Consider the following 2,911-nt stretch of genomic DNA (forward strand, 5'->3'; position numbering starts at 1 on the left):
CTCGCGATTACTATCAATGATTACTGCATTTTTTTTGGTAAATAACGTAACGGATTGACTGGTTTTCCATCACGTCGTATCTCAAAGTGCAATTTCGTTTTGTTGGTACCGGTATTTCCCATTTCAGCGATATATTGCCCGGCTTTGAGATTTTCCCCTTCCTTCACGAGTATTCGCTTATTATGCGCATACGCACTTAGGAAGGTCTCGTTATGTTTAACGATGATAAGCTTTCCATAGCGTGAAAGTCCACCTCCACTGTAAACTACGCGTCCTCGTGCAGCTGCATAGATAGGTTGACCGAATTTGCCTGCTACATCAACGCCTTGCTTTCCTGGATCGCGCTCATCAAATGTCTGGACCACCTTGCCCCCCCTGGTAGGCCATTGCCATTTGAGGGTCGCATTATTCGCAAACTCGTCCTGAGATGGGGATTTAACAACTTCCTGTTTATCGGCGACGCTTGTTGTTTCTTTATCAGCGCCCCTGGAAGCCGTTAACTTACTGTTTCCTTTCTGTTTTTTACCGGTTGCACGCTTCGCTTGAGGCGGCGCTACACGCAGTCGCTGGCCTTTTCTTACAATATAAGGGGGTGAAATTTCGTTCCATTGGGCCACCTGACGGTAGTCGTGTCCGTATGCCCAGCTGATGGAATACAAGGTTTCGCCGGGTTCTACAAAATGATAGATATGGCTCCCGCACCCCGATATCAGGGTTATCATAAGAAAGAGTGCCAAAAATTGGAACCGGAAATTACTGAATTGCTTAAAGATTACTCTAAGTAAGATTCGTAAGTGATTTCGCCCGCAGGGGTGTAGGAGATTACTTCGATTTTGCATACGTGAAATACATTGCAGACTCATTCCGCAAAATTCCGCAAGAAAATTGAGCTAGTCCTGACGAAAAGTAAAACACCAGATCGACCCGATGTTGTTTAAGATACCACCACTAGAAGCGGCTCGAAATAAACAAAGCGTGAAAAGTATCACGAAAATTCATACCAAACAAAAGCAATCGCCACCAGCGCTACCAGTATCCAGCCTATGCGATCGACGTACTGTCGCAAGGCCTGATCCATCTTCTCACCACCCCACACCATCAAGCCTGCCACGATAAAAAACCGGGCGCCACGACCAATCAGGGAGGCAATCAGAAACGGAATGAACATCATGGAGACTACCCCCGCCGCGATGGTGAAGAGCTTGTATGGAATCGGAGAAAATCCCGCCAAAAACACAACCCAGATGCCCCATTGCTCAAACCAGTCCACGGCTAACTGGTATTTATCCATATAACCGGCTTTTTCCAGGACTGGCTGTACCAAATCAAAGGCAAACATACCGATGGCATAACCGGCTGCCCCTCCAATCACTGAAAATAGTGTTGTGATAAACGCAAAGCGCCAGGCTTTTTTTGTTTCAGCCAGCGACATGGGCGCCAACATCACATCGGGTGGAATGGGGAAAAACGAGGATTCCGCAAAACTGAGCCCTGCGAGGTACCATTGCGCATGACGATGGGCTGCCCAACGCATGACTTTTTCATATAAGGAAGAAAATAATTGCACAATAACAAACAACAATAGAATGGATGACTAGACTGTACCACCTAACATCGGCACGAAACTGACCTGGTTTAACACTTCCCGGTCAAAACCCGTTTCAGTGCGAGTGATTAGAATTAAATCCTGATCGCCACTTTGCCCGACCGGCATGACCAGGCGCCCACCAATTTGCAACTGTTGCAATAAACTTTGTGGAATATCAACGGGAGCCGCTGTCACAATTATCCCGTCATAGGGTTCATGTTCCGGCCATCCCCAGTTGCCGTCACTGTGGTGCGATCGAATATTTCGCAAACGCAATTCCATGAAACGACGGCGTGCTTGCTGGATGAGTGGTTCGATGCGCTCCACGGTGTATACAGTCCCGGCAAAATGTGACATTACTGCCGCCTGGTAACCTGATCCTGTGCCCACTTCCAGTACTTTGTCCAGGGGACCGGTTTCCACCAATGCCTCTGTCATACGCGCCACGACATACGGTTGTGAAATTGTCTGGCTGTAACCAATAGGTAACGCCGTGTCTTCATAGGCTCGACTGGCCAGTGCTTCGTCAACAAATATGTGGCGAGGTGTTTGCCGTATCACATCCAGTACTGAAACGTTTTTAATACCTTGCTCTTCGAGTCGTTTAACCAGTCGCTCGCGCGTACGCTGCGACGTCATGCCAATACCCCGATGTTTCACATTCATAGATTAACGACTCCCCTTACTCCCCGTGCAACCAACTGGCAACAGTATCGATCGCGTTATATTGTGTCAGATCCACATGGATCGGTGTAATTGATACCGCATTATTGTTTACCGCAAAAAAATCTGTCCCCGGCCCCGCATCCTCTTCCTTACCGACAGGTCCAACCCAATAAATAGGCCGACCCCGCGGATCTTGCGTCTTAACTACGGGTTCTGATTTATGCCGGCGTCCCAACCGCGTTGCTTCAAATCCGCTTAATTGTTCCCAGGGCACATCAGGCACATTGACGTTAAGTATAGTATCAGCTGGCAATGGATGTTGTTGTAATTTTTGTAAAAGTTTCATCGCAACTTGTGCTGCAGTGTCGTAGTGTAAAAATTTTTCGCCAACCAGTGATACCGCCATCGCCGGCAAGCCTAGAAAGCGTCCCTCCATTGCTGCGGCCACGGTGCCCGAATACAATACATCATCCCCCATGTTAGATCCGGCATTGATACCTGCGATGACCATGTCGGGTTCAACGTCCAATAAGCCCGTTATGGTCATCGCAGGTATCAATGCCGGATCTAACATGGGGGATGATGTATTGTATTCGGGCACCGTGGCCGCAGCAATGGAGGGACGCTTTCTAGGCTTGCCGGCGATGGCGGTATCAC

The 2,911-nt window shown here is 48.5% G+C and carries 5 protein-coding genes; 1 reads left to right on the forward strand and 4 read right to left on the reverse strand.

What is annotated here, in order from left to right; translation table 11 throughout:
* Window positions 1-20 precede the first annotated feature (20 nt).
* The 4 genes from ACWVCM_RS13800 to surE form a co-directional block, all read right to left on the reverse strand.
* Entirely contained in the window at window positions 21-722 is a 702-nt protein-coding gene (locus tag ACWVCM_RS13800; RefSeq protein ID WP_455202343.1) for a peptidoglycan DD-metalloendopeptidase family protein, read from the reverse strand.
* A gap of 263 nt (window positions 723-985) precedes the next feature.
* Window positions 986-1,534, reverse strand: a complete 549-nt coding sequence (locus ACWVCM_RS13805; protein WP_455202344.1) for a YqaA family protein — start codon at window positions 1,532-1,534, stop codon at window positions 986-988.
* A 60-nt stretch (window positions 1,535-1,594) separates the two neighbouring features.
* Complete coding sequence (locus ACWVCM_RS13810; protein WP_455202345.1) at window positions 1,595-2,254, reverse strand: protein-L-isoaspartate(D-aspartate) O-methyltransferase; 660 nt, start codon at window positions 2,252-2,254, stop codon at window positions 1,595-1,597.
* Between the two features lie 16 nt (window positions 2,255-2,270).
* The gene (gene surE, locus ACWVCM_RS13815) at window positions 2,271-2,828 is read right to left on the reverse strand and encodes a 5'/3'-nucleotidase SurE (protein ID WP_455202346.1); all 558 of its coding nucleotides are present in this window, start codon (window positions 2,826-2,828) and stop codon (window positions 2,271-2,273) included.
* Between surE and ACWVCM_RS13820 the strand changes: the two genes are divergently transcribed.
* Window positions 2,794-2,911, forward strand: a 118-nt coding sequence (locus tag ACWVCM_RS13820; protein ID WP_455202347.1) for a 5'/3'-nucleotidase SurE, incomplete at its 3' end; no start/stop codon positions are given. The genes surE and ACWVCM_RS13820 overlap by 35 nt on opposite strands.

This window comes from Kaarinaea lacus (assembly GCF_975902315.1).

Coding starts and splice junctions, on each gene's coding strand:
- ACWVCM_RS13800 (WP_455202343.1), bottom strand. CDS start 722: ATGATAACCCTGATATCGGGGTGCGGGAGCCATATCTATCATTTTGTA.
- ACWVCM_RS13805 (WP_455202344.1), bottom strand. CDS start 1,534: ATGCGTTGGGCAGCCCATCGTCATGCGCAATGGTACCTCGCAGGGCTC.
- ACWVCM_RS13810 (WP_455202345.1), bottom strand. CDS start 2,254: ATGAATGTGAAACATCGGGGTATTGGCATGACGTCGCAGCGTACGCGC.
- surE (WP_455202346.1), bottom strand. CDS start 2,828: ATGTTAGATCCGGCATTGATACCTGCGATGACCATAACGGGCTTATTG.